27 protein-coding genes are annotated in these 25960 nt (G+C 52.9%); 17 read left to right on the top strand and 10 right to left on the bottom strand.

Going from position 1 to position 25960, the window contains the following annotated elements:
* The first annotated feature begins 32 nt into the window (after positions 1–32).
* On the top strand, positions 33–509 hold the full coding sequence (locus PJE062_RS23550) for a YaiI/YqxD family protein (RefSeq protein WP_008552584.1): 477 nt from the start codon (positions 33–35) through the stop codon (positions 507–509).
* A 148-nt stretch (positions 510–657) separates the two neighbouring features.
* A complete protein-coding gene (locus tag PJE062_RS23545) occupies positions 658–1725 on the top strand; it encodes a hypothetical protein (protein WP_008552532.1) in 1068 nt (355 codons plus the stop codon).
* 950 nt (positions 1726–2675) lie between these two features.
* Here the strand turns inward: PJE062_RS23545 and PJE062_RS23535 are convergent.
* A complete protein-coding gene (locus PJE062_RS23535) occupies positions 2676–4499 on the bottom strand; it encodes a DEAD/DEAH box helicase (protein WP_008552606.1) in 1824 nt (607 codons plus the stop codon).
* A gap of 437 nt (positions 4500–4936) precedes the next feature.
* Between PJE062_RS23535 and PJE062_RS23530 the strand changes: the two genes are divergently transcribed.
* Positions 4937–5152: a hypothetical protein gene (locus PJE062_RS23530; protein ID WP_008552545.1), complete on the top strand. Its 216-nt coding sequence runs from the start codon at positions 4937–4939 to the stop codon at positions 5150–5152.
* Positions 5153–5248: 96 nt separating this feature from the next.
* Complete coding sequence (locus PJE062_RS23525) at positions 5249–5698, top strand: hypothetical protein (RefSeq protein WP_208982462.1); 450 nt, start codon at positions 5249–5251, stop codon at positions 5696–5698.
* Between the two features lie 55 nt (positions 5699–5753).
* On the opposite strand, the gene nqrM is transcribed toward PJE062_RS23525, so the two are convergent.
* Together nqrM and PJE062_RS23515 are read right to left on the bottom strand one after the other, a co-directional pair.
* The gene (nqrM, locus tag PJE062_RS23520) at positions 5754–5987 is read right to left on the bottom strand and encodes a (Na+)-NQR maturation NqrM (RefSeq protein ID WP_008552621.1); all 234 of its coding nucleotides are present in this window, start codon (positions 5985–5987) and stop codon (positions 5754–5756) included.
* A gap of 12 nt (positions 5988–5999) precedes the next feature.
* The gene (locus PJE062_RS23515; RefSeq protein WP_008552671.1) at positions 6000–7028 is read right to left on the bottom strand and encodes an FAD:protein FMN transferase; all 1029 of its coding nucleotides are present in this window, start codon (positions 7026–7028) and stop codon (positions 6000–6002) included.
* 533 nt (positions 7029–7561) lie between these two features.
* Here PJE062_RS23515 and PJE062_RS23510 point away from each other — a divergent pair.
* The 9 genes from PJE062_RS23510 (at position 7562) to PJE062_RS23470 (ending at position 15362) form a co-directional block, all read left to right on the top strand.
* Positions 7562–8914, top strand: a complete 1353-nt coding sequence (locus PJE062_RS23510) for a Na(+)-translocating NADH-quinone reductase subunit A (RefSeq protein ID WP_008552523.1) — start codon at positions 7562–7564, stop codon at positions 8912–8914.
* A 3-nt stretch (positions 8915–8917) separates the two neighbouring features.
* Entirely contained in the window at positions 8918–10126 is a 1209-nt protein-coding gene (locus PJE062_RS23505) for an NADH:ubiquinone reductase (Na(+)-transporting) subunit B (protein ID WP_008552528.1), read from the top strand.
* On the top strand, positions 10119–10940 hold the full coding sequence (locus tag PJE062_RS23500; protein WP_008552579.1) for a Na(+)-translocating NADH-quinone reductase subunit C: 822 nt from the start codon (positions 10119–10121) through the stop codon (positions 10938–10940). The genes PJE062_RS23505 and PJE062_RS23500 overlap by 8 nt, the downstream gene beginning before the upstream one ends.
* Positions 10940–11596, top strand: a complete 657-nt coding sequence (locus PJE062_RS23495; protein ID WP_008552607.1) for an NADH:ubiquinone reductase (Na(+)-transporting) subunit D — start codon at positions 10940–10942, stop codon at positions 11594–11596. The genes PJE062_RS23500 and PJE062_RS23495 overlap by 1 nt, the downstream gene beginning before the upstream one ends.
* Before the next feature lie 2 nt (positions 11597–11598).
* On the top strand, positions 11599–12207 hold the full coding sequence (gene nqrE / locus PJE062_RS23490; protein ID WP_008552594.1) for an NADH:ubiquinone reductase (Na(+)-transporting) subunit E: 609 nt from the start codon (positions 11599–11601) through the stop codon (positions 12205–12207).
* A gap of 13 nt (positions 12208–12220) precedes the next feature.
* Positions 12221–13444 (top strand): NADH:ubiquinone reductase (Na(+)-transporting) subunit F, encoded by a 1224-nt coding sequence (nqrF, locus tag PJE062_RS23485; protein ID WP_008552571.1) that lies wholly within the window; start codon positions 12221–12223, stop codon positions 13442–13444.
* Positions 13445–13561: 117 nt separating this feature from the next.
* A complete protein-coding gene (locus PJE062_RS23480) occupies positions 13562–14014 on the top strand; it encodes an ABZJ_00895 family protein (RefSeq protein WP_008552530.1) in 453 nt (150 codons plus the stop codon).
* 6 nt (positions 14015–14020) lie between these two features.
* Positions 14021–14545, top strand: a complete 525-nt coding sequence (locus tag PJE062_RS23475; protein WP_157039316.1) for a hypothetical protein — start codon at positions 14021–14023, stop codon at positions 14543–14545.
* Positions 14546–14804: 259 nt separating this feature from the next.
* Positions 14805–15362, top strand: a complete 558-nt coding sequence (locus tag PJE062_RS23470; protein ID WP_008552537.1) for a cysteine hydrolase family protein — start codon at positions 14805–14807, stop codon at positions 15360–15362.
* Here the strand turns inward: PJE062_RS23470 and PJE062_RS23465 are convergent.
* The gene (locus PJE062_RS23465; RefSeq protein ID WP_008552561.1) at positions 15359–16294 is read right to left on the bottom strand and encodes a GlxA family transcriptional regulator; all 936 of its coding nucleotides are present in this window, start codon (positions 16292–16294) and stop codon (positions 15359–15361) included. The two genes, PJE062_RS23470 and PJE062_RS23465, sit on opposite strands and share 4 nt — an antisense overlap.
* A 98-nt stretch (positions 16295–16392) precedes the next feature.
* Between PJE062_RS23465 and PJE062_RS23460 the strand changes: the two genes are divergently transcribed.
* The 4 genes from PJE062_RS23460 to PJE062_RS23445 all read left to right on the top strand — a co-directional run bounded on the left by PJE062_RS23460 (position 16393) and on the right by PJE062_RS23445 (position 18957).
* Complete coding sequence (locus PJE062_RS23460) at positions 16393–16941, top strand: cysteine hydrolase family protein (RefSeq protein ID WP_008552568.1); 549 nt, start codon at positions 16393–16395, stop codon at positions 16939–16941.
* Positions 16942–17100: 159 nt separating this feature from the next.
* Positions 17101–17661 (top strand): cysteine hydrolase family protein, encoded by a 561-nt coding sequence (locus PJE062_RS23455; protein ID WP_008552656.1) that lies wholly within the window; start codon positions 17101–17103, stop codon positions 17659–17661.
* 34 nt (positions 17662–17695) lie between these two features.
* Positions 17696–18244, top strand: coding sequence for a cysteine hydrolase family protein (locus PJE062_RS23450; RefSeq protein WP_008552628.1), 549 nt, complete (start codon positions 17696–17698; stop codon positions 18242–18244).
* A 152-nt stretch (positions 18245–18396) separates the two neighbouring features.
* A complete protein-coding gene (locus tag PJE062_RS23445; RefSeq protein ID WP_008552582.1) occupies positions 18397–18957 on the top strand; it encodes an isochorismatase family protein in 561 nt (186 codons plus the stop codon).
* A gap of 4 nt (positions 18958–18961) precedes the next feature.
* Here the strand turns inward: PJE062_RS23445 and PJE062_RS23440 are convergent, their stop codons facing one another.
* The 6 genes from PJE062_RS23440 to PJE062_RS23415 form a co-directional block, all read right to left on the bottom strand.
* A complete protein-coding gene (locus tag PJE062_RS23440; protein ID WP_008552651.1) occupies positions 18962–20242 on the bottom strand; it encodes a TCR/Tet family MFS transporter in 1281 nt (426 codons plus the stop codon).
* A 108-nt stretch (positions 20243–20350) separates the two neighbouring features.
* On the bottom strand, positions 20351–21136 hold the full coding sequence (locus PJE062_RS23435) for a crotonase/enoyl-CoA hydratase family protein (protein WP_008552609.1): 786 nt from the start codon (positions 21134–21136) through the stop codon (positions 20351–20353).
* Positions 21133–21996, bottom strand: coding sequence for a hydroxymethylglutaryl-CoA lyase (locus tag PJE062_RS23430; protein WP_008552556.1), 864 nt, complete (start codon positions 21994–21996; stop codon positions 21133–21135). Before PJE062_RS23430 ends, PJE062_RS23435 begins: the two co-directional genes overlap by 4 nt.
* A gap of 6 nt (positions 21997–22002) precedes the next feature.
* Complete coding sequence (locus PJE062_RS23425) at positions 22003–23634, bottom strand: acyl-CoA synthetase (RefSeq protein ID WP_008552634.1); 1632 nt, start codon at positions 23632–23634, stop codon at positions 22003–22005.
* 3 nt (positions 23635–23637) lie between these two features.
* The gene (locus PJE062_RS23420; protein WP_008552669.1) at positions 23638–25626 is read right to left on the bottom strand and encodes an acetyl/propionyl/methylcrotonyl-CoA carboxylase subunit alpha; all 1989 of its coding nucleotides are present in this window, start codon (positions 25624–25626) and stop codon (positions 23638–23640) included.
* Positions 25626–25955 (bottom strand): hypothetical protein, encoded by a 330-nt coding sequence (locus PJE062_RS23415; RefSeq protein WP_008552510.1) that lies wholly within the window; start codon positions 25953–25955, stop codon positions 25626–25628. The genes PJE062_RS23420 and PJE062_RS23415 overlap by 1 nt, the downstream gene beginning before the upstream one ends.
* Between the last annotated feature and the right edge of the window lie 5 nt (positions 25956–25960).

Genomic DNA, 25960 nt, shown 5'->3' with positions numbered 1-25960 from the left:
GGCGTGCGCTGCATTGCAGGAGATATGCGGCTGTGACCAGCGCGAAAAAGATACTTATTTACATTGATGCCGATGCTTGCCCCGTCAAAGACGAGGTCTACAAGGTTGCGGACCGGTATCGCCTGAAGGTGTTCGTTGTCGCCAACAGCTTCATCAACACACCGCGCGACATGGATGTTGAGCGGGTGATTGTGCCGGATGGACCTGATGTGGCGGATGACTGGATCGCTGAGCGCGCTGTGCCGGGTGATATCGTCGTAACTCAGGATATTCCGCTGGCAGACCGTGTTGTGAAAGCTGGTGCGATTGCGCTTTCGCCAAAAGGGAAGGTGTTTGATGAGGCATCCATCGGCATGGCTCTGGCAACCCGTAACCTGATGGAAGACCTGCGCAGCTTTGGGGAGCAGACAGGTGGGCCGAGACCGTTCTCTCAGAAAGATCGCTCACAGTTTTTGCAAAAGATGGACCAGATTGTGCAGCAGTTGAAGCGTCAGGGCTTTGCTGTTTAAGGAAGAGGCTCCCCTCCCTTATGTAAGAGTACGGCGTTGACGCATTAGCTTGGTGTAAGTGGTGTCCGCCGTGCTGTAAGCCTCTTTGTCGACAAAGTTGCGCGGTTTTCTGATGATCTATTTTCTATAGATGTCAGGTTATTCCTCTATGCCAGTTCTTAATGTGCGCACCTCTGTTGCCATTGGCCTTGTTGCGCTTTTTTCATTCTCCGCCCCATCTGCATTTGCCAAGTGGAAGAACCCTGCTGACCGGTATGCTGAGGCCTACAAGCAGTATCTGGGGGCGTCTTGCCCGATTGCTCAAGATGGCATGAAGCACTTCGTTTATTTTGCCAGAGACCGCGAGGCGATTAAGGATCATCCGTTTCTTGATCATGCGCGGTTTGTGGGCGCGCAGATCATGTATCCGTGGCGGGAACTTGAGAAAGGTGAGGGGGACTACGATTTCTCCCTGATCGAAGCTGATCTTGCCTATCTTCAGTCCAAGGGGAAGACACTCTTTGTCCAGCTTCAGGATGCTTCGTTTAATCCTGACTATGTGCCTGTTCCTGATTATCTTTTAGCAGATGCGTATGCTGGCGGGGCTGTTCAGCAGTTTGATGATGACAACCGCACAGAAGGCTGGGTTGCGAAGCGTTGGAACAGCAAGGTGCAAGAGCGGTTTGCTAAGCTGCTTTTGGCGCTTGGAGAAGCCTTTGATGGGCGGATTGAAGGGATCAACCTGCAAGAGTCTGCGATTGGTGTTTCCAAAAAGCAGGACCAGCAGTTCACGCCAGCCAAGTATGCTGATGGACTGAAACACAACATGTCATCCATGAAGGCTGCGTTCTCAACCTCGGTGGTGATGCAGTATGCCAACTTTATGCCGGGTGAGTGGCTTCCCTTTGAGGACGAGGGCTATCTGAAGTCCGTCTATGAGCATGGCGAGAGCATTGGCGTTGGTCTGGGTTCTCCGGACTTGATGGTCAAGCGCAAGGGACAGCTGAACCACCCCATCGCGATGATGCACGAGCGGGATTACACCGCCCCCCTTGGCATCGCTATTCAGGACGGCAACTACACGGGCCGCACCGGAACCGCCGAAGTGATTGACAGCAAACAAAACATCGTCCCCCTGCTGCACGCATTTGCAGAGGATTTTCTGAAGGTGGATTACATGTTCTGGGTCAATCAGGAGCCGTATTTTGAGAAAGACGTTCTTGGCTGCTTTGAGTAGGTGTTGAGGAAGCCGTGGGAGAGGCGTTTGTGGTAATGGATCCCGGCTCGGTGGCCGGGATAACACCGGAATGGGCGCCCTGCCGTCATGCCGGATGGAGCGGAGTGGAGATCTGGTATCCAGAAGAGACGTTCTGATGTGGGGCTCTGGGTCCCGCATCGAGTGCGGGATGACGGAGGAGGGGAAGGTGCTGCTTCGTGTGGGCTGCCGTGCCTCTGCCGTCATGCCGGACGGAGCGAAGTGGAGATCCGGTATCCAGCAGAGAGGTTCGGGTGTGGGGCTCTGGGTCCCGCATCGCACTGCGTTTGTGCGGGATGACGAAGGAAGGGGAGCCTCCTGCATCGAAAGCTGATTGGGGGTCAGGACATGAGGGGGCCAGAAAACTTATCCCCCTTGCCTGTTTACGGCTTTATCTTTGTTGTGTGCCCACGCAATCGGGCCGGGGTGGACCGTCCATCTCGCGGCGTGGGCGGGGTTGGGCTTTCGGGAGAAGTAACGCATCTTTCGGTTGTCCGGTGGAACCGATTTTCAGGCGTGACCGCATGGTCTGGGAGGAAGGGCCCAAGCCTGAAGGGCATCAAGCGGTGGCATTTACTGGTCAGAGCGGTGAATGCCAGAGGCAGAGAGCTTTTGCTTTTGGGGAAACCCGTTGCGAGGGCAGCTTTGTCTTTCCAGGAAACTGGCCATCGTGTCTTTCAGGATAAGAGGCGATGTTGTCCATATTAAAAGACCCGAGCGAGGCGACCAGCTGTTGCCGAAGACTCATTTCTAACAAGTAGCGCAGGCTCAGCCTGTTCGTCTTGCTCCACCCGCCTTGCGGGGACTTTCAGCCTCACCACTGCATGGGATGCCATGCGGTGCTGTTCGTGTTTGTGCAGTTTGGTCGGCAAGCTTTCTGCAAAAGAAAACGGGCCTCGAGAGGCCCGTTTGCAAATCTTAAGATGTGAGGCTTATTCGCCGCCGCGGTTGTCGCGGAAGCTTTTGCCACCGCCTGGCTTGTTTTCGCCGCGGCCACGACCACGACCTTCGCCATCACGATCACGACGACCACGGTAACCACCGCCTTCGCCACCACGACCACGGCCGCGACCTTCGCCGCGTCCGCCTTCGCCACGGTAACCACCGCCGCCACCGCCACGGTGGTTGCGACGACCGCCTGGACGACCGCTGCTACCGCGCTCAGGATTGCCTTCGATACGGGTGATGGTGATTGATTTTTCACCGGTGCCGTTTTCTTTGACGGTTTCCTGGAACTTGTCAGCGAGTTTTGCGTCGAGCTCGAAGCGGCTGTCTGCATCAAAGATGCGGATGGAGCCGATGTCTTTTTTGGTGATGTGACCTGCACGGCAGATCATTGGCAGGAGCCAGCGAGGTTCTGCGTTGTGCTTACGGCCAACATTGAGACGGAACCAAACACCGTTGTCGAAGTCTTTACGCGGCTTGCGCTCGCGGTCTTCGAAGGAGCTTGCCAGCAGTTCTTCTGGTGCAGGCAGACCCTGGTGGATCTGGCGCATGTAAGCGGCTGCGATCTGTTCTGGTGTGAACTTTTCAAGAAGCTCCTGAACCATTGGCAGATCTTCTTCGCTTGGTGCTTCCTGCAGATCGGTAGACGCAAGGATGCGCTCACGGTCTTTGTCGCGGATTTGCTGCGCTGTTGGTGCCGGACCCCATTCTGCTTTCACTTTCGCAAAGCCAAGGAGGCGCGTTGCGGAGCGGCGGCGGGTGTGAGGCACAACCAGCGTACAAACGCCTTTACGGCCTGCACGACCGGTACGGCCAGAACGGTGCAGCAGGGTTTCTGCGTTGTTTGGCAAGTCTGCGTGGATCACGAGATCCAGGTTTGGCAAGTCGATGCCGCGTGCTGCGACGTCGGTTGCCACACAAACGCGGGCACGGCCATTACGCATTGCACCAAGCGCATGGTTACGTTCAGCCTGGCTCAGCTCACCGGAGAGAGCCACAACTGCGAAACCACGGTTGCCGAGGCGTGCGGAAAGGTGTTTCACCATCTCGCGGGTGCCGCAGAAGATGATGGTGTTTTGTGCTTCGTAGAAACGCAGGACGTTGATGATTGCGTTTTCGCGGTCGTTGGGAGCGACCTGCATTGCGCGGTATTCAATGTCTGCGTGCTGTTCGCGATTGGTTACAGTGGAGATGCGCTGTGCATCCCGCTGGAAACGCTTCGCGAGGCTTTCGATCTGCGGAGGTACAGTTGCAGAGAACAGCAGAGTGCGGCGTTCTTCTGGTGCTGCGTCGAGAATAAATTCGAGGTCTTCGCGGAAGCCGAGGTCCAGCATTTCGTCCGCTTCGTCGAGCACAACAGTGCGCAGAGCGGAGGTGTCAAAAGAACCGCGTTCAATATGGTCACGCAGGCGGCCTGGGGTGCCGACTACGATGTGTGCGCCTGCAGAAAGATTGCGGCGTTCACGGCGCATGTCCATACCACCCACACAGGTGGTGATACGAGCTCCAGCTTCGCCGTAGAGCCATTCCAGTTCTTTGGAGACCTGGATTGCCAGCTCACGGGTTGGCGCAACACACAATGCAAGAGGTTCGTTTGCCCGGCCCATACGCTCTTCGTCACCCAGCAGTTCCGGCGCAATTGCGATGCCGAATGCAACGGTTTTACCAGAGCCTGTCTGAGCAGAAACCAAAAGGTCTTTGCCTTTCAGCTCTTCATCAAGAACGGCGGTCTGGACCGGGGTGAGAGACGTGTATTCGCGCTTTTCTAGTGCGGTAGAAAGCGCCGGGGAAACCCCTTCAGGTATCGTCATTTAGTATTTCTTTCGAGGAGGGTCATTATCTGTAAAGCAAGAGCTTTGTTGCCCTACCCATCGCTTCCGCTCACTCATGAACCGTAACGGGGAGATCATGAGGCGGCAAATGGCAAGCGAGCTCTTTTCTTCGTGGGCCTTGTAGTCTGCCTAGCTGAAAAGGTCAATGAAATATGAAAAATAGATATGAAAGATGCATGTAAGTTGGCTGTATTTGGGCGTTTAGAAGGACCAGGTAATGGGGAGGTTGATTGCTCTGGCGAAGTCCTGACATTGTTTTGCTCCCTCAGGAAATGAGGCTTTGATGGTGGATGTGGTGCTGGGGCAGGTGAGTGTTTTGACTTTTGGCTTTGGCAAGGTGGTGGCGTGATTGCTTTGAGCGTTTGCCTTTTTGGAAAGGCAGAACTAAAGAGAGGCAATAACAAGGCGGAGGCACAATGGATCAGCTCTCAAACTTCTTTAGCGACATACCATCCTGGGTCGGCGTGATCCTGCTTGTGGTGTTTGTGCTGAGCGGTCGCCTGTTCCGTGATGCCTGGAAAGGCCAGACTGGTCGCTGGAAGCTTAAGTGCTGGGTGTTTGGTCTGCTGGCGCTTGTCAGCTTCTGCCTGATGGTGTTCGGCGTTTTCGATTTTGGCTGGGCGAACAGATAATCTTCTGATTGCAGAAAACTAGTTTTAAGACCCTTGGTTTATGGTGGTATACTCATGGCATTGGCCAGCCGCATGAACCGATGGGAGCCAGAAGTTATGTTTTCTAAACCGTCACTGCTCAGACGAGGGATCACAGCCAAGTTGTTTGGACTGGCGTTTGGGCTTCTGTGTCTCTACCTCATTGCCTGGCTTAATCTGAATGTGACGTTTGTGGTTCAGTTCGGTCTGATCCTCTGGTGCATTACGCTTGGTGGTCTGGTGGCGTTGATTGGCGTGATCAACTATCACCCACTGCTCAAGTCGAGTATGCCGAGCTGGTTCTCTGGCGGTTTCATCTGCGGATGGATGAATTTGCTGCTCTGGTTGATTGGTGGAGATAGCCTGACATCGATCGGGCAGGGGATCTTTCCGACACTGGGAAGCTTGTTCCTCGGCATTGGCTTTGTCGCTATTGGCGTTGGCTTTGGGATCGTGGCCGGTTTCTTTGCCAAACTGATTGGCGGAGAAGGGCCGGATGCGGCGCGGGATTACACAGCCGACAGATAGCAGGCATGAAAAAGGGGCCGTGTGGCCCCTTCGGATTTGCTAAAATGGAGTGCCGTTAAGCTGCGCTTTGCTCTTCCATCGCCTGTTTGCGTTTGCAAGGCTGCAGCTTTTCACGCAGCGGGCTGTTCGGGTCGATTTCACGCTTACAGACGACGCAATGGTCTGCGCCTTCAATAGCATTCAAGCCGCCGCAGCTGCCAGTGATCGGCTTGTTTCTGAAAACGGCGCCAATTGCCATTCCTGCTACGATCAGGATCAGCATGACAAACGCGATGATGAAAGTTGCCATTTCGATATTCCGTTACTTCTCTGCAGACTGCTCGAATTTTCTAAACGCGCTGGAAGACCGGGTGATGAAGTGGTCCCCTTCACGAACGATGAAAAATGCGGCAATCCCTTCACGCTCTGCCAGAGCCATGCCGCGCTTGTCTCCCATTGCCAGGAGAGCTGTTGCCAGACCGTCAGCGCGCATCGCATTGTCAGCAATTACAGTTACTGATGCAAGTTTATGCGTCACAGGACGCCCTGATGCAGCATCAATAATGTGTGAGAAGCGCTTGCCGTTGACTTCCTTATATATGCGATAATCGCCGGATGTTGCCATGCCTTTATCGCTGATGCGAACGATTTGCTGAACTGTTCGCGTCGCGGAATCCGGCTTTTCGATGCCAACGACCCAAGGTTCATTCTTGGCGTTGTTGCCTTTGGTGACCAGATCACCGCCGATTTCGACGAGGTATTCGTTGATGCCGTTTTGCTCCAGAACGGAGGCAACTTTGTCGATGCCGAAGCCTTTCGCGATTGCGGAGAGGTTCACGGAGGTGTCCGTGTTGACCTTGCGCAGTGCTGGTGGATCGGTCTCAAACTCAAGCATGGTGCTCATGCCGACAGACTCCAGTGCATCGCGGATTTCACGCGGACTAGGCTGTGGTGGGGTATCCTGCTTGGTGCCGAAGCCCCACAGCTCGATGAGCGGTGCGAGGGTGACATCAAAGTAGCCGCCCGTCAGATTATGGATGCGCAAAGCTTCCTGCATCACGATACTGAAGTCGCGGGAGATTGGCGTCCATTCAGTGCTGGTGGAGCGGTTAAAACGGCTGATCTCTGAGTTTTTGTCCCAGTTGGACATGGCCTTGTTGACGCCGACGAGAGCATCATCGACCTGCTTTTGCAGCTCCTGCTGGGTTACAGAAGACGACCCTTTGATGGCTTTGACATTAAATGTTGTGCCCATGGTTTTGCCATGAAGTACGATTTCTTCGCGGCTTTTGTCATTGGGTACACATGCAGTGACAAAGATGAGTACGAGAGCTGTAATGAGGAAGCGCATTTCGGCCTCAGAGTTTTTTCATTTCCCCGCGTAATCGGCTTATTCTGGTTTTCTGTCAAGTTAAATAGGGGGCGGTTACTGCCGCGACCAAGATCAGCATTAGTTGAAGATGAAGAAAGTCGTAGGTGGTACTACGTGCATGTGAAAAGTTCGGGGAAAACTTATTTGAGATAAAATTTTCGCGAAACACCCTTATTGCCGTTACGTCAATATCACGAATCCCTATTGAAATTTGCGGTATATCAGGGTATTGGCCCGCATAAATCCGTAGGAATAGCTGACCGCGGCACACTTTAATGGTATGCGGGCGGTTACTCCTAACCGGAGCCACGGATGAGTTACGTTCAGCAATGCTCGGGCTTTGTTGCTGAAAATGCGATCTGTGGGGGGATTTATCTCGGTTCGACTTGCCAAAGTCAATAATCCGCATGCGCGGCATTTTGTACGTAGCAGAATGACTTAGCATCACTTACCCGTAGATATCCCGTGAACATCTAGTGGTTTGCCCTATAAGAAGCCTGACAGGGTAAGGGATGAAGATTACAAAAGGATTGGATCTGCCGATCACCGGTGCTCCGAACCAAGAGATCCACAAGGGTCAAGCGGTTCGTCGTGTTGCCGTGAATGGTGGGGATTACAACGGGTTGAAACCGCGTATGCTGGTTGCTGAAGGCGATCGCGTCGTAAAGGGTCAACCACTTTTCATCGACAAACGCTCTCCAGAAATCAACTATGTTGCTCCGGGTGCTGGTGTCGTTGAAGCAGTCAATCGTGGTGCACGTCGCGTTCTGGAAACCATCGTTATCAAATTGGATGATGGCAACGAAGAACAGGTCGCTTTCTCAAAGTTTGAAGCTGGCGCTTTGGCAACTCTGGACGCAACTGTCGTTCGTGAGCAGCTTGCCAAGTCTGGTCTTTGGACAAGCTTCCGCACCCGCCCATACTCCAAGGTTCCGGTTTTTGAAACGCAGCCGCGTTCCATTTTCGTAACTGCGATGGACACCAACCCGCTTGCAGCGGATGCTGGTGTGATCATCAATGCGAATGCTGGCGCGTTTGAAGCTGGGCTTCAGGTTGTCTCTAAACTGACCGATGGCCGCACATTCGTATGCCACAGCCCTAAGGACAAGCTCCCAGGTGCTGGCGTTGCTGATGTGCAGATGGAAAGCTTTGAAGGTAAGCACCCAGCAGGTAATGCGGGTACTCACATTCACTTCCTCGATCCGGTCAACGAGAGCAAGACAGTCTGGACCATCGGTTATCAGGATGTCATCGCAATCGGTAACCTGTTCCTGACAGGTGAGCTGGATGTTTCCTGCGTTGTTTCTGTTGCAGGTCCGCTGGCTTCAAAGCCGCGTCTGGTAACAACTCGCGTTGGTGCTGATCTGACCGATCTGCTGGCTGGTGAAACTCAACCGGGTATTCCTGCCCGTGTGGTTTCCGGCTCTATTCTCTCCGGCACAATTGCCGAAGACCAGTTTGCCTTCCTTGGTCGTTACCACACTCAGGTGACGCTGATGGAAGAAGACCGCAAGCAAGACGTTGTTGGCTGGGTTCGCCCATTCATGACCAAGTGGTCTAACCTTAATGTGCATCCTTCCGGTTTCTTCCGCAGCAAGCTGAAGTTCCCGTTTGGCACCAACAAGAACGGCTCCATCCGCGCGATCGTTCCACTGGGTACCTACGAGAAGGTAATGCCGCTCGATGTTCTTCCAACTCAGCTGCTCCGTGCCCTGATGGTGCTGGACACTGACATGGCGCAGAAGCTTGGTGCCCTGGAGTTGGACGAGGAAGATTTGGCGCTATGCACCTTCATCTGCCATTCCAAGAATGAATACGGAGCTGCGCTGCGTGCAAATCTTGATAAAATCGAGAAAGAGGGCTAACCCGTGAGCTTGCGCGATAAGTTTGATCGTATTGCGCCGCTCTTTGAAAAGGGTGGCAAATACGAAAAGTTTTACGCCGTCTACGAGATGGTGGATACTTTCATCTACACTCCAAAAACAGTGACCAGCGTTGCGCCGCACGCTCGTGACCATGCTGACCTTAAGCGTGTCATGACCTATGTTGTGCTGGCGACGATCCCTGCGATCCTGTTTGGTATGTACAACACCGGCCTGCAGACCAACTCTGCACTGGCTGCGATGGGCATCACCGAGCCAGCAGGCTGGCGTGCTGCGATCCTGTCTCTGCTGGGTATCGGCTTTAATCCGGACAACATCTTCGCCAACATGGCGCATGGTGCTCTGTACTTCCTGCCAATCTACATCGTAACGCTCGGTGTTGGTGGTATCTTTGAAGTGCTGTTCGCCATTGTGCGTGGCCACGAAGTGAACGAAGGCTTCTTCGTTTCTTCCATGCTCTACACGCTGATCCTTCCAGCTTCCACTCCGCTGTGGCAGGTTGGTCTTGGTATCGCGTTTGGTGTGGTTATCGGTAAGGAAGTGTTCGGTGGTACCGGCAAGAACTTCCTGAACCCGGCGCTTGTTGGCCGTGCGTTCCTGTACTTCGCTTATCCGGCAGCAATGTCCGGTGATGCGGTGTGGACGCCAGTTGACGGCTTCTCTGGTGCGACTGCACTGGGTGTTGCTGCAGCTGACGGCATGCAGGGTCTGGCTGCAAACGGCATCACATGGACCAGCTCCTTCATCGGCACCATTCAGGGTTCCTTTGGTGAGACTTCCACGATTGCAATTGCGCTTGGCGGTGTGTTCCTCGTGACCACTGGTATCGCGAACTATCGTCTCATTCTTGGCTGTCTGGGCGGCATGATTGGTTTCAGCCTGTTGCTGAATCTGATTGGCTCTGAGTCCAATCCAATGTTTGCAATGCCTTGGTACTGGCACCTTGTCACTGGCGGCTTCATGTTCGGCCTTGTGTTCATGGTGACTGAGCCTGTGACGGCTGCAATGACCAATCCGGGCCGTTACATCTACGCTGCGCTGATTGGTGTGATGTGTATCCTGATCCGCGTCATCAACCCGGCCTTCCCTGAAGGTATGATGCTGGCGATCCTGTTCGGCAATATCTTCTCTCCGCTGATCGACTACTTCGTTGTGAAGGCGAACATCACACGGAGGATGAAGCGCCATGCATAATGCTGAAAACACAACAGCTCCAACAGGTCTTTGGGCGCGCTTCAACGCGATGCCTCTGGACTCTGCACCGCGCACGATTACCGTTGCTGTGGTTCTGTGTCTGATCTGTTCCATGATTGTTTCCGGCGCTGCGGTGATGCTGAAGCCACAGCAGGAAATCAACAAGACACTGGATAAGAAGACCAACATTCTCAAGGTTGCTGGCCTGTATCAGGACGGCATCGATGTTGAGAAGGCATTTGGTGCATTCGAACCTCGCCTTGTTGATGTTGCGACCGGCAAGTTTTCTGATGCAGAAGATGCTGCGACCTATGACCAGCGTGTTGCTGCGAAAGATCCAGCTCGTTCCATCACTCTGGCAAACGATCCGGCATCCATCAAGCGTCAGGCTAAGCTGGCTTCAGTTTATCTGCTTCGGGATGATGCAGGCAAAATTGAGCGTATCGTTTTGCCGGTTCACGGTTACGGCCTGTGGTCCACGCTTTATGGCTTCATCGCACTGAATGCTGATGGCAATGAAGTTTACGGCCTGCGTTTCTACGCTCACGGCGAGACTCCTGGTCTTGGTGCTGAGGTAGACAATCCAAAATGGATGGCTCAGTGGCCTGGTAAGCTGGTTTATGGTGACAACGGCGCAGTTAACATTGGCGTCGGCAAAGCTGCACCAGCAGGTATTGATGGCTCCAAACACCACATTGATGCGATTGCAGGTGCAACGCTGACCTCCCGTGGTGTCGACAACCTGGTCAAATTCTGGATGGGCGAGCAGGGCTTCAAAACCTTCCTCGACAATCTGAAAAAAGGAGAGGCGTAATGGCTGGCAAAGACTTCTCCATGCTCAAGGACCCGATGGTCGATAACAACCCGATCACACTTCAGGTTCTTGGCATCTGTTCCGCACTTGCGGTAACCTCTTCCTTGAAGGTTGCGCTGGTGATGGCGATTGCGGTGACGCTTGTGACAGCGTTCTCCAACTTCTTCATCTCCATTTTGCGTAACCAGATCCCATCTTCTATCCGCATTATCGTGCAGATGGTGATTATTGCGTCTCTCGTTATTCTGGTGGACCAGATCCTGAAGGCGTATCTCTATGAGATTTCCAAGACACTTTCCGTGTTTGTTGGTCTGATCATCACCAACTGTATCGTGATGGGTCGCGCTGAAGCATACGCGATGAAGAACCCACCAATTCCATCCTTCCTTGATGGTATCGGTAACGGTCTGGGTTACTCCCTGATCCTGCTGCTGGTTGGTGTTGTTCGTGAGCTGTTCGGCTCAGGTTCCCTGTTTGGTGTTCAGATCCTTGAGACCGTGAACAACGGTGGCTGGTATGTGCCAAACGGCCTGCTGTTGCTGCCTCCTTCCGCGTTCTTCGTGATTGGTCTGCTGATCTGGGGTTTCCGCACATGGAAGCCTGCGCAGGTTGAGAAGCGCGAATATAAAATCATGGAAACTGAGGGAGCTCACTGATTATGGAAGGGCTTCTTTCCCTCGCCGTAAAGGCGATCTTTATCGAAAACCTTGCGCTCTCCTTCTTCCTTGGAATGTGTACGTTCCTTGCGGTTTCCAAGAAGGTTGAGACTGCGCTGGGTCTGGGTATCTCTGTTGTTGTTGTGCAGGCTCTGACTGTGCCAATCAACAACCTGCTCTATACCACGCTGCTGAACGAAGGCGCGCTGGAGTGGGCTGGTCTTGAAGGTACTGACCTGCGCTTCCTGGGGCTGATCTCTTACATCGGCGTTATCGCTGCTGTGGTGCAGATTTTGGAAATGTTCCTCGATCGCTATGTTCCTGCGCTTTACAACGCGCTGGGTATCTTCCTGCCGCTGATCACTGTGAACTGCGCCATCATGGGTGGTTCTCTGTTCATGGTGGAGCGTGACTACAACCTGGCAGAATCCTCTGTTTACGGTGTTGCTTCCGGTATTGGTTGGGCGCTCGCGATTACTGCAATGGCTGGTGTGCGTGAAAAGCTGAAGTACTCTGACGTTCCTGATGGATTGCAGGGTCTTGGCATCACCTTCATCACCGCTGGTCTGATGGCTATGGGTTTCATGGCTTTCTCAGGCGTGAAGCTGTAAGGGAGACGAGCAGATGCAAGACTTTACCTGGGGCATTACGCTCTTCACTCTGATCGTGCTTGCGCTGGTGATCGTCATTCTCATGGCGCGCAGCAAGCTGGTTGCTTCCGGCGACGTTAACATCGAAATTAACGGTGAGCGCACTGTTTCCGTTCCTGCGGGCGGTAAACTTCTCAACGTTCTGGCTGATCAGAAGATCTTCGTTCCTTCCGCCTGTGGTGGCGGTGGAACCTGTGCTCAGTGCCGCGTGAAAGTGCACGAGGGCGGTGGTTCCATTCTGGCAACTGAGGAAAGCCACATCACCAAGCGTGAAGCGCGCTGTGGTGACCGTCTTTCCTGTCAGGTTGCTGTGAAGCAGGACATGAAGATTGAAGTGCCTGAAGAAGTGTTCGGCGTGAAAAAGTGGGAGTGTACTGTTCGCTCCAACGAAAACGTTGCGACCTTCATTAAAGCGCTGGTTCTGGACCTGCCAGAAGGCGAAGACGTGAACTTCCGTGCTGGTGGTTACATTCAGATTGAAGCGCCTGCGCACAAGCTGAAGTATACCGACTTCGACATCGAAGAGCAGTATCGTGAAGATTGGGACAAGTTCAATCTGTGGCAGTATGAGTCCATCGTGGACGAGCCTGTTGAGCGTGCTTATTCCATGGCGAACTATCCGGACGAAAAAGGCATGATCATGCTGAACGTTCGTGTTGCTTCTCCACCTCCTGGTACCACAGGCATTCCGGCTGGTAAGATGTCTTCGTTCATCTTCAACCTGAAGCCGGGTGACAAGGTGACCATCTCCGGTCCGTTCGGTGAGTTCTTCGCTCGCGAAACTGACAAGGAAATGGTGTTCATCGGTGGTGGTGCTGGTATGGCGCCAATGCGCTCACACATCTTCGATCAGCTAAAGCGTCTTGAGAACCGTGATCGTAAGATCACTTTCTGGTACGGTGCTCGTTCCAAGAAAGAGATGTTCTTCGTTGAGGACTTCGACCAGCTGGCGCAAGAGTTCCCGAACTTCACATGGCATGTGGCGCTTTCTGATCCTCAGCCTGATGATGACTGGGACGGTTACACCGGGTTCATTCACAACGTGCTCTACAACGAGTATCTGAAGGACCACGCTGCGCCAGAAGACTGTGAGTACTACATGTGTGGTCCTCCAATCATGAACCAGTCCGTGATCAACATGCTGCTTGATCTGGGCGTGGAACGTGAAGACATCATGCTGGACGACTTCGGCGGCTAACCGCTGAAAGTACTGCGAGAATTAAGAGACCCGGTGTCGAGAGATGCCGGGTTTTTTATTGCCTTGGGGGAAGTGTGTGAGATAATGCAATCTGTAGTTATATTGATTGGATAATTTATGGGTACTTTGCAGGTTAATTTACTCAGATACGCAGGCAGATTTGCTGCGATTTACGTTCTCATTAAGGTGGTTCTATTTGCAGTACTTTTTATTGCGCTACAATTTTTCCAGACAGAGATTCCCGTAAAGCATGTTGCTTTTGTAGCTCCGTTAGTCACAGCGATGCTTGTTGGGCAAAGGTTGTTCAAAAGAGAAGGCGCTCGCCTGATAGGAGGGAAGCTTCATAAGCTAACGGGTTTATGTCTTTTGATCATTATCGCTATTGATGCTCCTCTTGGCTATCTGGCGTTCCCAGATATCGAAGGCCTTTCTGACATTATGGGACTGATAATTGGTCTTGTATTGTTCTTTGCCTTTCTGGCTTATTGGTCCATTTTCTTCGGATACAGAATTGGGTTTGGAACAGCTGAGAAAGAAGCTGCCAAGCGTGATGCGCGTAATGCTGGTTGATTAACAATGAAGGTTGAAGATACCATATTGAAATCAAAACAGTTCTCTAGAACTCATCATGTGCTGCTCTTCGCAGTAGTTTATTTTCTGTCTGTGCTTACATGGCTGAATATTTCACCCATAATTGGGCTGAACTTAAACTTGTATACGCTTAGTGCTAAGGCCTTGTATTTGCTTGCTGGTTTTTTAGCAGTGGCCTACGCCTATGTTCTGGTTAGAAAACATCGACGTCAGATCAGCGGTTTGAGTTTTGGGGTTTTCGCTGCTTTGTTTGCAGTTTTCGCTTTGTTGATGAGAGAAGCGTGCATTGCCTTACAATTTAAGCTGCTCCAAGCATATTTTTCACATGGTCAATTACAAGAAGGGTTGTTGCTGCTGAATGAACCCGTTCCTGTGGCCAGTGGAGTTAGCTTCATAATCGAGGCCATGCAGCTTGTAGTGTCTTACTGTGTGTACCTTGTTGTGATTTGGATTGGGCTCTTGTTAGGCGGTTGGGTTGCGGTGAAAAAAGAGCAACAAGAAGTAATTTGATTTTCTCAATAGAGATTGAACTGGAAGCTTCATAGTCGGGTTTCATTCTAACCAGTTCTACTTCGCTATTGAGTTCTCTAAAATCCGACTGATTGCGTGCGCGTCGCCTAAATGAATTGGGGCCTAGTATGCGGGCTGGTGAATTTTCACTAGGGCCTGACGCGCTTGTGAGCATCTTTTTTCAGGCTCTGACGCTTGTTGCGCGTTTCCTTTGCGGGTGCTGAACCGTCCAGCAGGGATGCGCTGTAGAGGGTTGGGTATGACGCATAACACCGCTTTGCTCATCATTGCATGTCAGAATGACCATTTCCCGGGTGGGAAGTTTGAGTTGCCCAAGCAGATGGAAGCTGCGGGGAATATTGTTGAACTGCTGAAAGATGCGAGGCAGCACCACGAGTTCGTCATTCATATCAAGCATGTCTACAAAGACCCCAACTCGCCTTTCATGGCTGAGGGTTCATTTGGGGCTGAGATCAACAAGATGGTCTGGCCAAAACAAGACGAACCGATTGTCACCAAGTACAGTTTCAATGCTTTGGAAGGCACCAATCTCAAGCAGTTGCTGACGGAGCACAAGATTGATGATCTGGTGATCTGCGGGTCGATGACCCAGTACTGCATTGTTGAGACAGCGCGTGCCACCATGGATCTGGGGTATCCGGTGACTGTGATTTATGATGCCTGTGCGGCGAGTTGTATGGAGTTCCGTGGACGCGAAGTCTCCGTTGATGATGTTCAAGCTGCGATCATGGCTTCGCTGATCTTCTCTAATGCATCTGTGGTGTCAACGGATGAGTTTCTGACACATCCGCACTAAGCGGCATGGCTTTGGTAGCCGAACTTCTGACGGTACTGACCGGGGCTTAGGCCTGTGGTTTTGATGAAGACACGGCGACAGGCGGTTGGGTCGTCGTAGCCAACCTCCCATGCGATCTCATTGAAAGAGCGTTTGGTTTGCTCCAGTTGTTGGCGGGCTTCAGTGATGCGCAGTTGCTGGAGGTAAGCGTTGGGTGTGTGGCCTGTTGCGGTTTCAAAACGGCGTAGGAATGTTCTGCCAGTGAGGCCGGCTTTCTCTGCCATGTCGGGCACCGTCAGCTTTCGCTTATAAGCCATCTGCAGCCAGTGCTGGGCTTTGAGGATTGCTTGATCGCCATGGGAGAGGTTGGGATAGAAACGGCGATAGTTTTTTTGCTCCCGTCCTGCCGGATCTATGAGAAAATGGCGGGCGACGTCCAACATGGTTGCGTGGCCTGCAAAGTGGTCGATAAGCCTGAGGCCGAGATCCGTCCAGGCCATGATACCGCCGGCGGTGATAACATCGCCTTCGTCCACGATCATCTTGTCTGTGTCGAGTTTCACAAGCGGGAACCGTTCTGCGAAGCTTTCTGTAATCGCCCAATGGGTAGTTGCTGGTCTTCCGTCAAGAATGCCTGTTTCAGCAAGTAAGACAGCGCCCACGCAGATGGAGCAGAGGATTGCGCCATGTTCATGCTGTTGTTTGAGCCATTGAGTCAGAGCAGAGGAAACAGTTGGTTGTTGAGCTGCCAGACTGGGAGGGAGGATGACTGCGGAGAACGTGCAGCTCTCCATAGTCGGCAGTTGATCTTGCTGAAGGATCGTAGCCTCTATGCACGTTGCTTCTCCCTTGTTTGCGGCGTTGAGCATGTCAACGAGGCCGTAAACAGCTGAAAGCTGGGCACCCGGGTAGGAGATGATGCCGATGCGATGATGCTTATTTGAGTTGCTCATTTGGCAATTATAGCATGTTTTATGTCGTATATGCCAATCGAGTGATTAGAGGATGCGGATTAGGTTGGCTGCATAAGATCAAACCGATGGAGGCATACATGTCTAAGTCAGCACTGGTTATTGTCGATGTGCAGAACGATTACTTCCCGGGCGGTGCCTGGGAACTGAAAGGGCAGGTTGAAGCTGCTCAGAACGTAAAGCGCCTGCTGGAAGACAGCCGCAGCAAGAACACACCAATCATCCATATCCAGCATGTGGTGGAAGCAGGTGATGCCCCGTTCTTCAACAAAGGTACTGAAGGCGTGAAGATCCATGAGACTGTGTTGCCACAGAATGGTGAGCCGCTTGTTGTGAAGCAGTTTGCAAACAGCTTCCTTGAGACCAATCTGAAAGAGGTGTTGGACGAGCAGGGCATTGAGCATCTGGTTGTTGTTGGTTCCATGTCTCACAACTGCATTGATGCGACTGTGCGTGGCGCTGTTGATCTGGGTTACACCGCAACCATCATTGATGATGCCTGTGCAACTTTGGACATGGAGCACAATGGTGAAGTGATCCCTGCAAAGTACGTGCACGGTGCCTTCATGGCGTCTCTGGCATTTGCTTATGGCAAGGTGATCACGACAGACGACTATCTGGCGGGATAAGCGTGCACTTTCAGATGAGTTCAGGAGCCAGCTGTTCAAGCTGGCTTTTGGCGTTGTTAGCTCGGGATTTTATAAAATCTGCTTCTTAAAATCCGGCATGCTTAAACGTGTTGCCCTTATTGTCTGCGCTGAAAAGACCAATAGGACTGAGGTGTGCTTATGCCAAAAAGGGCCCTAATTATTGTCGACTGCCAGAACGATTATTTTCCAGGTGGTGCCTGCCCTTTAGCTGGGCAAGTTGAAGCCGGAAAAAACATTGCTCGTCTTCTGGAGGTGGTTCGTGACAACGACGAAAACGTCATTCATCTCCAGCATATGTATAAAGATAAGTCAGAGCCTTATCTGGTTGAAGGATCTCCCGGGGTAGAGATTAACGAGTGTGCCAAGCCCGTCGATGGGGAGCCGGTTGTCGTTAAAAACTATATGAATGGCTATAAGGATACCAACCTGCAGCAGATCCTTGTTGAGGCGGGTATCGATGAAATCGTGATGTGTGGTTCCATGAGCCAGAACTGCGTGAACGCGACCGCTCGGCAAACTCTGGATTTGGGATATCCGCTGACGATTATCTATGACGCCTGTGCGACGGAAGACCTTGAGTTCAATGGTGTGAAAGTGCCTGCAGATCACGTTCATACCGCGATGATGGCATCGCTGCGGTTTGCGCATAGCAACGTGATTTCGACGGATGAGTTTCTGGACACGGTGAATGGAGCGTAAGCGACTTTTTTCATGAACAACTTGTAGAGGGGATATGACCAAAAAGGCCCTTATCATCATTGATTGTCAGAATGACTTCTTCCCGGGTGGGAAGTGTGAGTTGGTGGGGCAGGTCGAATCTGCAGCAAACATTCAGCGCTTGCTCAAAGCGGCGCGCGACAACAAAGATATCGTTGTCCATATTCAGCATTTTTTCAAAGACAAGTATGCACCCTTCCTGGCTGAAGGAACCATTGGAGCTGAGCTACATGACAGCTGCAAGCCGGTGGAAGGGGAGCATGTGGTGGTGAAGTACACGGCGAACAGCTATCTCAATACTAACCTTCAGCAAATCCTTGAGGATGCTGGGGTCGAGGAGATTGTGATTTGCGGGGGCATGTCTCATCTATGCATTGATGCAGCGGCGCGGGCGACCGTTGATCTGGGGTATCCTATTACCGTTATTTATGATGCTTGTGCGACTTGTGACCTTGAATTTGAGGGGGAAGTTGTGCCTGCAAAGTACGTTCAAGGGGCGATCATGGCTGCACTTTCCTTCGCTTATGGCAAAGTGATTACTACCGAAGAATATCTAGCCGTCTGAACCTGGCTGCATGTGTGCTGCCCGCTCTTTATAAGGTCTGGCGCTTACCTCTAGATTTTATGAAAAATGCGGATTTTTCTGGCTCAGTTCCGTCAATCGATATCTATTAGAGTGTTAGTGAACTGCCTGTGACAGGAGGTGTTGAACGGAAAATGACGAGGACAGCGCTGCTGATAATTGACTGTCAGAACGACTTCTTTCCCGGTGGGAAATGTGAGTTAGAGGGGCAGTTGGAAGCTGCAGGGAACATTCAGATGTTGCTTGCAAATGCACGCGCTCAGGATCAGACCATCGTTCACATTCAGCACCATTTCAAAGAGAAGGATGCGCCGTTTACCGTTGAGGGAACCATCGGGGCGGAGATCCATGATATGGCCAAGCCGTTGCCGCATGAGCCCGTGGTGACCAAGTATACCTCCAACATCTTCCTCAATAACAATCTCAAGCAAATTCTGGATGATGAGAATGTTGAGGAGCTGGTGATATGTGGGTCCATGAGCAAGGACTGTATAGCTGCGGCAGCGCATGCGACGACGGAACTGGGGTATCCGATTACGATTATCTATGATGCTTGCGCGACGCGTGAGCCGGGGGCTAATGACCAGTCGTCGCAGCAGGAGTTTGTACAGGCTGCGATCATGGCTTCGCTGTCGTTTATTTGCAGCAATATCGTCTCAACAACAGAGTACCTGCAGCGAAATTCGATAGCCTGAGAGGTTACTCTGCGAGCGTGCTTTCTGGTAGGGCAACGGGCTGGGAGTTGCCGCTGATTTTCTTCAAGCCGATCAGGAATGGACCGATGGCAAGCACCATGAATGTGGCTGCGAGCAGGAATGGTGCGCCAGGGTAATAAAGCTCTGCTCCATCAGCTGTGAAGTGGGTGAAAAGCTGGGTCATCATCAGCGTAGAGAGCACCAGTGTAAGGCCGATGATGCTGGTCAATGCGCCTTGCAGACGGCCTTGTTTGTCCTGTGAGACGTGGTGGCTCATCAGGGCGATCATAGCGGGTGGGATCATGGCACCAAGCGCAGCTGGTGGAAGCAGCAGGATGACGGTGAGCGTGTTAGGTGCGAAGGCGAAGCCCAGCAGTGCGATAACGGCGAAGAAGAAGCCGTAGAGAACCGTTTTAGCTTCCCCTTTGCGAGGGATGATCCAGCGGATGAGGCCGCCTTTGACGCTTGAAAAGCCGATGCCGACGATGGCAAGGGAGAGGCCGACCTGTGCGGTGGTCCAGTGGAAGGCTTCGATGGTGTAGTAAGGCCAGATGGCTGGGTATACGAAGTTCGCCATCTCAAACAGGAAGAGGGCGATGAACAGCCACATCAGTACAGGTGTCTGGGCGATGTCCAAAGCCGCCCCAACAGGGTTTGCTCTGCGCCAGCGGATGGCTTTTCGCGCTGCTTTTGGCAGGGTCTCTGGCATATAGAACAGACCGTAGACGAAGGTGATGGCGATCAGGATCGCGGAAATGTAGAACGGTACACGAATGCCGAAGAGGGCGAGGGTGCCGCCAATGACAGGGCCAATCACAAAGCCGAAGCCGATGGCTGCACCGACCATGCCAAAGCGGGTGGCGCGTTTGCCGTTGTGGGAGATGTCGGAGACGGCTGCGTAAGCGGTGGCGTAGGTAGCGCTGGCCACTCCGGCGAGTAGCCTGCCGATGAACAAGACCCAGAGCGAGCCTGCGAAGGTCATGATCAGGTAGTCGATTGTGAGGGCAGCCAGCGAGATCAGCAGTACCGGACGACGGCCAAAACGGTCTGAAATTGCACCAACGGCTGGGCCGAATAGGAACTGCATGGCAGCGTAGCTCGCTGCGATGTAGCCACCCCAAAGGGCTGCATCTGCGATGGTGGTCTGGCTAAGCTCTGCGAGTAGTGCCGGGGTCACCGGTATGATCAAACCAGCACCAATCGCGTTCAGCAAAACAGTCCCTGCAATGAAGACAAGGGTATGAAAATCCTGTTTTGACCTGATAGCTTGCAGTGCCGGCAGCATTCTTTTCTCGTTTTTTCGCTAAATGCTATGTAACAAAGCGCTCCAGCAAGTAAAGAAAAAACTCAGCATTTGTGCATATGCCGCAGGTCAAACAGTCGTCATGAAGATTTATTTACGCCAAGGTGGTGTTTCTTTAGCGAAGAAGGCAGCAATTCCGGCCTGTGCTTCAGATGTTTCCCATCTGTCCGCTAGGGCATTTGCTGTGTAGTCAATCTGATCTTCTACTGGCATGCGTGCCAAGTTCTGGCAGAGTGCTTTTGCGTCTGCCACTGCACCCGGTGCGCAGTTCAGATAAGCTGCTGCTTCTTTCTGCGTTACTGCGTGCAGGTCTTCCGCTGTTGTTACCAGTGAAACCAGACCCAAATGGTGGGCTCTTTCTGCGCCAAATGGGCGGGCGTTCATGAAGACCTGACGGGCATGACCTTCACCCAGACGGCGTACAACATATGGGCCGATGGTTGCCGGGATCAGGCCGAGGCGGGTTTCGGTGAGGGCGAACTTGGTGTTGTCGGCTGCGACTACCAGATCGCACACGCTGAGCATACCGACGCCGCCGCCGTAGGCCGGGCCGTGAACACGGGCGATCAGAGGCTTTTTCATGCTGTCGAGGCGTTTGAGCATGCCTGCCAGACGGTTGGCTTCCTGCATCTTGCCGATGCGGTCCTTCTCAGCCTGTGCCTGCATCCATTTGAGATCGCCGCCAGCGCAGAAGGTTTCGCCGTCTGCTGCCAGAATGACTGCGCGGGTTTGCTCGCAGTTGTCGAGCTCCTCGGCTGCGGCTGCAAGCTCGTCCATCATTTCAGCATTCATGGCGTTGTGCTTTTCAGAGCGTGCCAGCCAGAGAGTGGTGATGCCGTTTTCGGCTTTCTCGATGCGAATGTTCTCAAAGGTCATGCGGCGGCTGCCTCTTTAATGGAGAGAATGAACTCTTGCGTTTGTTCCAGCTTTTTGATGTCCAGACCAGTGTCGTAGTCCAGCAGTTTTGCCATTTTGGCGACTGCCAGTGTGCTGACGTTGCCTTTGGCACCTGGAGCATACGGGCATCCGCCCAAGCCACCGACTGCGGAGTCAAATGTCCGCAGGCCCATCTTGATGCTGGACATGATGTTGGCCAGAGCCAGATCCTTGGTGTCGTGGAAGTGACCGGCAAGCTGTTCAACAGGAACAACCTTTAGCACTGCGTCCAGCATGGCTTCGGTTGTTTCCGGCGTAGCTGCACCAATGGTGTCGCCGAGGGATACCTCGTAGCAGCCCATCTGCAGCAGGCGTTCGGAGACCATTGCGCTGTTCTCAACCGGTGTCGGGCCATCATAGGGGCACTCGACAACACAGGAGACGTAACCTCGAACCGGAATGCCGTCCGCTTTTGCGGCTTCCACGATTGGAGCGAACCGCTCAAAGCTCTCTTCAATGGAACAGTTGATGTTCTTTTGAGAGAAGCCTTCAGATGCTGATGCGAAGATTGCAACTTCATCTGCACCAGATGCTTTGGCGCGCTCGTAGCCTTTGATGTTTGGCGTCAGCGCGGTGTAGCGAATGCCGGGTTTGCGAGCGATGCCTGCAAACACTTCTGAAGCATCTGCCATTTGTGGCACCCACTTAGGAGATACGAAGCTAGATGTCTCGATCTTCTCAAACCCGCATTCGGAAAGGCGGTTGATCAGTTCGATTTTGCTTGCTGTCGGGATCAGCGTTTTTTCATTTTGCAGGCCATCGCGTGGACCCATTTCAAAAATGTTTAGTTTCTTGCTCATCGCTGATCAAACCTCCTCGTCGATAGCGCGGGCACGAAGTTCTCTGCGGATCACCTTACCGGTTGTTGTCATTGGCAGGGCTTCGACAAATTCCAGTTCTCTTGGATATTCATGGGCAGCTAAACGCTGCTTAACAAACTCAGAAAGTTCTTTGGCGAGTTCATCAGAGGGCTCAATGCCTTCCTTGAGCACAATGTAGGCTTTGACGATCTCAGTCCGCAGTTTGTCCGGTTTACCGATCACACCCGCCATGGCGACAGCGTCGTGTTTCAGCAGGCAGTCTTCAATCTCGCCCGGGCCGATGCGATAGCCGGAAGATGTGATGACATCATCATCGCGGCCAACAAACTGGATCCAGCCGTTTTTATCCATCACGCCTTTATCGCCTGTGATGAGAAAGTCGCCGGAGAACTTTTTCTTCGTGGCTTCCGGATTATTCCAATACTGCAGGAACATAACAGGGTTCGGCGCGCGAACGCCGATGTTGCCGAGCTGACCGGTTTCCAGAATGGTGCCGTTGTCGTCTACAATCTGCACATCAAAGCCCGGCACGGCTTTGCCGGTAACACCCGGACGGGTTTCCATCAGCTCTGCGCAGGTGGAGACAACCAGATTGCACTCTGTCTGGCCGTAAAACTCGCTGATTGTCAGGCCAAATGTATCTCGGCCCCATTGGATCAGTTCAGCGCCAAGGGCTTCGCCACCACTGCCGAGAGAGCGGAGAGAGTAGTTCCAGCGGTCCTTCGGGTTCTCAACCTGCCGCATCATCTTCAACGCTGTTGGTGGGATGAAGGCATTGCGAATTTTCAGATCCTGCATCAGCTGGAAAGCTGCTTCACCGCTGAACTTCTTAAAGCGACAGGCGACGACTGTAACACCGTGGTGCAGGCTTGGCAGGAGAACATCAATCAAACCGCCAATCCATGCCCAGTCCGCAGGCGTCCAGAAACGGTCACCTTCCTTCGGGAACATGTTGTGCGGCATCTCTACGCCGGGCAGGTGGCCGAGCAGCGTGCGGTGTGCGTGCAGCGCGCCTTTCGGCTGGCCTGTGGTGCCAGAGGTGTAGATGATGATGGCAGGATCTTCGGCTTTGGTCTTCACGGGTGTGAAGTCTTCGTTCTGCTCTGCCATTTCAGCATGGAGTGAGCGGGTGCCGAAGTCAGCGCCTTCGATGTTCAGGATTAGTTCAAGCTCTGGCAGGCGGCTACGGATCTTTTCAAGCTTTGCAGCACCAGCGTTGTTGGTGATGAGAGCTTTGGCGCCGGAGTTGCCCAGTCGGTACTCCAGTGCTTCTTCGCCGAACAGGGAGAAGAGCGGAATGGAGATGCCGCCGAGCTTGTGAATTGCGATATGGGAGAAGGCTGTCTCTGGTGCTTGCGGCAACAGGATGCCGACACGATCACCGCGATTGATGCCTTGTGAAACGAGCAGGTTGGCCAGCTGATTGCTCAGCTTTTTCAAGTCACCGAACGTGTAGGTGGTTGTTGGCCCTTCTTCTTCAGCGAAGATGAGTGCTTCGCGGGCGGCATCTTTGTCCGCCCACTTGTCACAGATATCTACGCCAATGTTGAAGAACTCCGGGATGTCCCACTGAAACTTTTCTCGGAGTTCCTCATAGGTATTCGCAGATGGCAACAACGGTTATTCCTCCTCCTCAAGCGTGAGGAGTATAACGCCTTCTTCCACCTGGTCACCTGCGTTCGCCATCACTTCTGCTACCACACCATCACGTGGTGCTTTGAGAGAGTGTTCCATCTTCATGGCTTCAGTGACGATCAGGGTGTCGCCCTCAGATACCTTATCACCCGGCTTGCAGTTTACTGCACGCACGAGGCCCGGCATTGGAGAGGTGATTGCATTGCCTGATGCTGCACTGTCGTCCTGTTCTGCCAGATGATCCGGCAGGTCGAAGCGCCATGTCACACCATCGGAGAAGAGTGTGAGGCTGGTGTCTTCGACGAAGAAATCTGCAGAGGTGATCTGACCGGAGAAATCCACGCGCATGTGGTTGTTATCTACGGAGAGGATCTGCAGATCGAAGGTCTCACCATCAATCGTCACGGTCAGGCTGCCATCATGATGACGGCTTGCAACAACCTCGGTCACTTCATCACGCCATGAGAGGTGTGCGAACTGCTTTGCAGCGGTCCAGTGACGCCAACCGGTGAGGCTTACCCATGGATCATCATCTACTACGGCAGTCTCAGCTGCAAAGCCTAGCTCAATAAGAGCGGCCATTGCAAAAGCATGCCGGGTTGGGGCTGTTGGTTTGGTGAGAGCTTCCAGCTCACGGTCGATGAGACCTGTATCCATCTCTCCTTTTGCAAAGCCTTTGTGGTTACATAGACGATGCAGGAAGGTGATGTTGGTGGTGCAGCCGACAGCGTGACTCTTTTCCAATGCCAGAGACATCTTTGCCAGAGCGGCTTCACGAGTTTCGCCGTGGCAGATCACCTTTGCGATCATTGGATCGTAGTAAGGGGTGATCGTATCGCCTTTGCGCACACCGCTATCGATGCGGGCAAACAGTTCTGGCAGCTTGAGCTCGTTCAGCGTTCCTGTTGCTGGTAGGAAGCCTGCTTCAGCATCCTCAGCGTAGATACGCGCTTCGAAGGCATGTCCGAAGATGGTGAGCTCGTCCTGCATCAGAGGCAGAGTACCGCCAGCTGCTACGGAGAGCTGCCAGTTGACCAGATCTTGCCCGGTGATTGCCTCGGTAACTGGATGCTCCACCTGCAAGCGAGTGTTCATTTCCATGAACCAGAAACGATCAGGACGCAGGCCGTCAGAGCCATCAACGATGAACTCAACGGTGCCAGCCCCTTCATAGCCAACGGCTTGAGCAGCTTTTACAGCGGCTTCACCCATGGCGTTCCGCATCTCTTCGGTCATGCCTGGGGCAGGAGCTTCTTCGATCACCTTCTGGTGGCGGCGCTGTAGAGAACAGTCGCGTTCGAACAGGTGAACAGCGTTGCCATGGCCATCACAGAAGACCTGAACCTCGATGTGGCGAGGGGACAGGATGTACTTTTCGATGAGGACGCGTGGATCGCCAAAGCTGGACTGGCCTTCACGTTGAGCGCCTTCCAGCGCTTCAATGAAGTCTGCCGGATCATCAACGCGGCGCATGCCTTTACCGCCGCCGCCTGCACGGGCTTTGATGAGAACTGGATAGCCAATCTTCTCAGCTTCCGCTTTCAGGAACTCGCCGTCTTGGTTGTCGCCGTGATAGCCTGGTACAACAGGAACGCCGGATTCTTCCATCAGCTTCTTCGCTGCGTCTTTCAAACCCATCGCGCGGATTGCGTCTGCTGGAGGGCCGATGAAGACGAGGCCAGCTGCTTCAACTGCTTCCACGAACTCTGGGTTTTCTGAAAGGAAACCGTAGCCCGGATGGATGGCGTCTGCGCCGCTGGTTTTAGCTGCTGCGAGCAGCTCAGGAATGTTGAGATAGCTTTCTACCACTGGCGCTGGGCCGAGGCGGTAAGCTTCATCTGCCATTTGCACATGACGGGCATCGCGGTCGGCGTCTGAGTAGACAGCCACAACTTTGATGCCGAGGGCTTTTGCAGACTTTGCAACACGGCAAGCAATCTCGCCACGGTTCGCAATAAGGATTTTCTTGAACATTATGCTGTCCCCCAATGCGAAACAGTGGCGCCGGGAGCACCTGTTACTCTATTCGGTCTAAAAGTGCAGGCTTCTGAATAAGGAATGTCACAGGTCGCAGTAATGATTTCTCTGGAATCTTCTAGTAATAAGTCTCCTTTGCCGACTTCATATACATAAGCCTTGCGTTGGGAAACTGAGAGGAGATCACCTGCTTTGATGAGACCTTCCAAGACTCTGATGAAGAGGATTGATAGCTCGTCTTTCAGACCCAAATCTGGGATATTCTTCTGAAGAATGCTCATAATTGCCTCATCAACAGGCCAAACATCTCTGACTTCTCCGTGCATACCGA

The organism is Pseudovibrio sp. JE062, from assembly GCF_000156235.1.
In the GTDB taxonomy this organism is placed as follows: Bacteria; Pseudomonadota; Alphaproteobacteria; order Rhizobiales; family Stappiaceae; genus Pseudovibrio.
Note: the sequence above shows the minus strand (reverse complement) of the source record. Positions and strands in the feature narration are given on the sequence as shown.